Annotated in this window: 6 protein-coding genes; 2 read left to right on the top strand and 4 right to left on the bottom strand. The window is 60.9% G+C overall.

All coding sequences use genetic code 11. The annotated features are described in order from the left end of the window. The first annotated feature begins 537 nt into the window (after positions 1–537). Both KBZ07_RS15630 and KBZ07_RS15625 read left to right on the top strand, forming a co-directional pair. Positions 538–720 carry a hypothetical protein gene (locus KBZ07_RS15630; RefSeq protein WP_254932473.1) on the top strand — a complete coding sequence of 61 codons (183 nt, stop codon included), beginning with the start codon at positions 538–540 and terminating at the stop codon, positions 718–720. Positions 721–898: 178 nt separating this feature from the next. Continuing rightward, positions 899–1,678, top strand: a complete 780-nt coding sequence (locus KBZ07_RS15625; RefSeq protein WP_254932472.1) for a response regulator — start codon at positions 899–901, stop codon at positions 1,676–1,678. Positions 1,679–1,739: 61 nt separating this feature from the next. Here KBZ07_RS15625 and KBZ07_RS15620 read toward each other — a convergent pair whose 3' ends face one another. From KBZ07_RS15620 to KBZ07_RS15605, 4 genes are all read right to left on the bottom strand, one after another. After that, positions 1,740–2,024: a hypothetical protein gene (locus KBZ07_RS15620; protein ID WP_254932471.1), complete on the bottom strand. Its 285-nt coding sequence runs from the start codon at positions 2,022–2,024 to the stop codon at positions 1,740–1,742. A 4-nt stretch (positions 2,025–2,028) separates the two neighbouring features. Further along, complete coding sequence (locus KBZ07_RS16390) at positions 2,029–2,646, bottom strand: DUF2811 domain-containing protein (protein ID WP_254932470.1); 618 nt, start codon at positions 2,644–2,646, stop codon at positions 2,029–2,031. A 121-nt stretch (positions 2,647–2,767) separates the two neighbouring features. Continuing rightward, entirely contained in the window at positions 2,768–4,951 is a 2,184-nt protein-coding gene (locus KBZ07_RS15610; RefSeq protein ID WP_254932469.1) for a PhoX family phosphatase, read from the bottom strand. 7 nt (positions 4,952–4,958) lie between these two features. Continuing rightward, on the bottom strand, positions 4,959–5,397 hold a 439-nt coding region (locus KBZ07_RS15605; RefSeq protein ID WP_254932468.1), incomplete at its 5' end, for an esterase-like activity of phytase family protein.

Below are 5,397 nucleotides of genomic sequence, written 5' to 3'. Positions count from 1 at the left end.
GTAGATGCGGGGCGGCAAACCGCTCGCTCATCTGAACTTAACACCAATTCACATCTTCCGGCCAACTTGGAGGCTCAATTGGGCAGCACCAGGACTTATGGCACCGACAAGCCCGGCTGATCACCCCCTATCCGGTGGTCGATGCACAAGGTCCGGCACGGAGATCCCGTCTTGGTGGTTTTCGGAGACAGCCGCCACCGGGACCCTGGTGCCGCGGAGGTGCTCATTCACCCAACAGGTGGCAGCGGCTGCCGCAGCACTGCTGTGTTCTCTGGCGCTAGCTCCATCTTCCTGAGCGCTGCTCGGCTATTCCCTTAGCAGCCTTCCCTTGGAAGCCCCGTTTCGTCCTGCGGCGCAACCCGTAGGGGCCAGTGCTTGATCTGGCGCACCTTGGAGTGCGTGGATAGACGTTCTTGGGTAGCCGCACCGCAAGGTAGGGCCAGCAAAGCCGATGACGCCTGAACTCGCAACTGCGTACTTGAGGGACTCCTGCTGCTCCATGAGGAGCTGTCACAGGATCCTGAGTCGCCTTGGTACGTGGGCACACCAGACCAGACGCAGGTGCTGCATGACGAGTTCTGGATCTTGGCTGGAGAGCTCTACCCCCGCTCCAGCGCTGCCTTGGTAGATGCCTGGTACCGAGCTGGTCGCTCGTCTTTATTACCGGTGAACTGCACCGGCGAGCTGTTCAGCAGCCGGCACCTCCAGCTGGGGGGTTGATTAGGTCTGCTCAGGCAGAGGGTGATGCAGCAACTAAAAATTGAGGCTTTGAGCCGTTAGAAGTAAGAGCAAGGAGCGGCGGATAGGGCAGCTGCTTATGTGACGATTCTTGTTCGCAATCCGCGGGCAACGGGGATTCCACCTATTTTTTGCCCCATCTTGCGGCGCTTGGTGTGTCTTGACCCCAGAACGTCGTACCCATACCATCCGAATACTGATCGCCGATGACGAGGCGAACATCAGGCGCATATTGGAAACGAGGCTGCGTCTAGCTGGCTTTGAGGTGGCTGCGGCGGTAGATGGTATGCAGGCGCTTGAACTCTTCCGCAGCTTTGAGCCGGATGCACTTGTTCTTGACGTGATGATGCCAGAGCTTGATGGTTTCGCTGTGACCGAGAGGATCCGTGCTCAATCAGAAGTGCCGATTATTTTGCTCACTTCATTGAGTGATGTGGGCGACCGCCTCACTGGACTCAAGCTTGGTGCCGATGACTACATACTCAAGCCATTTAGCCCAAAAGAGCTTGAGCTACGTATTCGCTGTGTGCTGAGAAGAAGCTCTCCATTGCTTCTCAGCGGCAAGCAAATAAATAATGGCGCTGAGCTAAAGCCTGCAAGCACTCATTGGATGATTGTAGGGAATTTCAGGGTTGATCTAACGCGCCGCAAAGCCTATCGCGGTGATGAGCGCATCCGTCTAACGGGAATGGAATTCAGCCTGCTAGAGCTATTGATTAACCGAGCGGGTGAGCCAGTCAGCCGGCTGGACATCCTCGAGCAGGTTTGGGGGTATAGGCCCACAAAATCTAATGACAGTCGTGTAGTAGACGTTCACATATCACGACTGCGCGCAAAAGTGGAGGAGGACGTAGAGGTTCCCGAGCTTATTCTTACAACGCGAGGCAAAGGCTACATGTTTCGGCGTTGCAGCCAGGAAGAAATGTCTCTCAAAGTATGAGCCCATGCTCGTGATCTCTCCACAAAGCAGTCAGGACTGGCCCCGGCAGCACCCCCTAAAGTCAACGTATAAGGCCAAAATATTTCAAGAGGTCTTGTTGCAAGCGGCGATGCAAAGGTGTGACATTGACCATATTTTTTGGAAGTGAATTCAATTCAATTCCAGACTTTTCTGCCTCCTTGCGAACCTGCCTCAAGACAGGTATCAGAAGCAAGGCCATCACAAGCGACATCAGCAGCAGCGCCGGAAGAACGCTGATGGTCATGGCAACAAAAACGGTCCCGGCCAGCATTTGACTGGCCAGCACCAGCCACTTCGGTTTGCTTTTGCCGGATAGCTGTTTCATGGCCTCATCTTGATAGCGCTTCCGGCTCGCCGGGCCCCTGCTTTGGTCCGCGAAACAATCCATCTAGGTAGTGCTTGACCACTGCGGGCTGCATCAGCCTGTACTGATCCCATTGCGGGTGATCGTCGATGAATACCGCCATAGCCTGAAATAGATCCTCTGGGAACTGGTTTTCCACACTCACCCCAGCAGCAAGGGCATAGATCAAAAGCTGAGTGAAGATCACTACCGCCAGGGTCTTAAAGACAAAGCGCTCACGATCAAAGGATGGGCTACCAGTTCTTCCAGCCGTAGTGCTGCCCTGCGTCGTTGCTGTTGGCGGTGTAAGCACCTGCCACCAGATCAGCTTCACCGTTGGGGTCGTTATGAATGGCGACCGGCCGTCCCAGGTTGATATGCAGCGCCAGGGCTGCTCGATCACATTGGTCGCAAAGTGGCCGTAAGCCCCGGGTAGCGCAAGGCCGATAGCTGGGCCTCTGCACTTGTGCTGTCGCCGTATTTGGCTCGGATTAACGTTGTATTCATCGTCGGAGCAGGCCTTGCCCCAGCGGTAGCCGGTGCCAGATGCCTTGTCATCCTGGTGCAGGCGGGGCGCACTGCGTCGCACCGAGAGGTGCGCCACCAGGGTGGGGCCTCGGTAAGGACCGCCGGGTCCGCAGCAACGACGTCGAGCCGCAACTGAATCAATTCACTCAAGTTGCTGGGGCTCAGCCTTCCAGGCATAACTGAACTGGCACCAGCGTTCAGCTCAGCAGGGTTTTGCCGTCGAGACGACGGATCGCCACGACCCCGGGCCTGGGCGGCCTGGCGGGTACCCCAGACGGCCAGTTAGATCCGAGCGGCACCCAGCGCAGCTGCTCGAAGCGTTGACCGTTTCGATCGACCAGGCTGTGGGCTTGGGCTTCCACCTCCTTGCCTTGGCGCACACCCTGGCCCTCGCCTGGGTGCTGCACCGCAAGAAACAGCGTGCGGCCCTCGCTATCGAAGCAGGGCCCGCATAGCTCACACCCCACCGGACCGATCGCAAAGCAGAGGGCCTGTCCCGCCATTGCACCTTCGCGCGGCAGCAGCCAGCAGCTGTTGTTGCCGAACACATCGAGGTCGGCATCCCCAGAGCGATCGGTCACCAGCCAGAGGTTGCCGGATGGGTCGAAGGCGAGGTTGTCGGGATGGCTAAAACCGAGCCCGCCCTCCCAGGGCAGGCCGCCAGCGGCCACCATCCGCCAGCGGAAGCGGGCGCCTCGGCCAGCGCCGCCATCGCTCAGGCGCATCACCCAACCGTGGAGCCAGAGGGATTCGCCTTTGGGGCCGCGGAAGACCGCCGGATCACTGCAGCCGCTGTCATCACGGCCTGCCGCCGTGAAAGCGATCAGCAGGTCGCCGTTGATCGGGTCGATATCGGTGTCTTCTGGCCTGGGGCAGGCGGTGGCACCAGCAGCGTTGGCGGCTAGATGGGCATCAATCAAGATCGCCCCCTGCTGCCGCAGCTGCGCCTGCACGTCATCGCCGCCCAACGGGTAAAGATCGCCAAGTTTTTTGTAGCGGCTGCGGTAGGCCTGCAGTGCGGAATCGCTGCTGAGCGCTTCACTGCCGCTGCGCTGGCGGTCGCTGTGGGGCAAAACGACCGGTTGCTCCCAGCCAAAGCGCTCGTAATGACTGGGGGGTTGCGGCTGCACCTCCGTGGTGGCCTCCAGGGCAATCCAGGTGCCGCTGCCTTCTGCGTTGAAACGGGCCACCTCCAGGCGCCCGGCTGCAAACAGCTGCGAATTGGTGCGATCGACCGGGTCTTGCACGAGCCCCTCACTGACAAAGCGGTAAAAGTGGCCGCCATGGCGATCGCAACCCGAATACACCACCAGCGGCTCCCCGGACCGCGCCACAACGGCAACGGCTTCGTGGCGAAAGCGGCCCAGAAGACTGTGCTTAACCGCGGGTTTGCTTGGCTCGCGGGGATCAAATTCCACCATCCAGCCGTACTTGTTGCCGGCCAGCCCGAAGGGATTGCCGAGCCCGTCGAGGCGTGAACCATCCCAGCGGAACGGGCGCTTCTCGGGGGAAGCCGCCGAGCCATCGGCATAGACGGCCTCGGGTACCTGCGACTGAAAGTTTTCCTCAGCGCTCAGCACGGTGCCCCAGGGGGTGGTGCCGCCAGCGCAATTGGCAAAGGTGCCGATGATCCGATCACCCAGGCCGTCGCGGTAGCCAAGCGGCTGGCTGTGGCGAAACACCGCCGCCGCCGGACCGCTGCAGCGCAGTGCCTGCTCCTGCTGGCTGAGCCCGCTTAGCCCATCGATGCGCCGCTCATAGCGACTGCCGCCGAGGCGGCGCCAGCCTGAGCTCCCCTGCTCAAGCTCGAGCACGCCGATGCCGAGATCAGCCATGGCAGCACGGGCCACGGCCTCGATCAGCGAACGCAGCGGGTCGTTCGCAGCCAGGCTGGCCACATCCACGCTGCCGCCGCGGCTGGCCAGGGACTGCTGCAAAGGCTCCAGCGGCAGAGTGGTGCCCACGGCTTCTGAAAAACCTGCCGACCAGGTCTGCGGGCTTATGTATTCGAAGTTGATACTCAACAAGGCCTTCCCGCTAGGTAGGGCCTGAAATGCCAGGTAGTCGTTGTTGAAGCCAAAGCGACCCGTGGCGAGAAGATCCCCCCAGACAGCGATCAGCTCGGCGCGATAGCCCTCGGGAACCAGCAGTTTGTCGTCGACGTTGAACGTTCGATAGATGCGCCGTTGGTCTGCCGCATTCAGCCCGTCAGCAGGCAAGGGCAGAGGTGCACGCACGGGCACAAAGGGCAGGGCAGCATCCCCTGCCGTGCCACGGCTGCGCACCTCAAGCTGCGGCAGCAGCATGGCAGCGGCGCTGCTGCCAGCACCGATGCCCAGTAATTCGAGCAGCTGGCGGCGTTTGAGCGCGGAGCGATTCATTGCTGTTTCATTGCTGGGGTTGCGCTGAGCAGCCCGGCAGCTGGCGCGGCGCCAGCCGGGCAAGGTGTGAGCGGTGCAGGGGATTGAAGTTGTCGTCGGTCGCCAGCAGCAAGCTTGGTCGGCCATCGCCAAGGGGCGGAGCCGCCAGCAACACTTCCCAGTTATCTGGAGCAAGACCGAGCTGCAGCAGATTCCAGCTGATCAGTGGTGCCACGGGGGGGACTTCAGCGTTGCTGGTGGCGTTGGTTGTGATGGCGCTGGCGGGATACAGCACAAGTCGCGCCTGCCACTGATCGGGTGCCGTAAACCGTCGCCACAAACCGAGCAGTCCCTGCTTGCTGGCCAGCAGATCGGTGAGCCCCCAACCTCCAGGTGGCAGGGCCAAGGGGCGCAGCTCTGCAGGTTGCAAGGCGCCGCTGGCATCGGGCGCCCAGCGCAGCAGCCGT

The organism is Cyanobium sp. BA20m-14 (assembly GCF_024346295.1).
Note: the sequence above shows the minus strand (reverse complement) of the source record. Positions and strands in the feature narration are given on the sequence as shown.

Excerpts from the sequence above, each read along its gene's own strand:
- KBZ07_RS15620 (WP_254932471.1), bottom strand. The coding sequence starts at position 2,024 with ATGAAACAGCTATCCGGCAAAAGCAAACCGAAGTGGCTGGTGCTGGCC.
- KBZ07_RS15610 (WP_254932469.1), bottom strand. The coding sequence starts at position 4,951 with ATGAATCGCTCCGCGCTCAAACGCCGCCAGCTGCTCGAATTACTGGGC.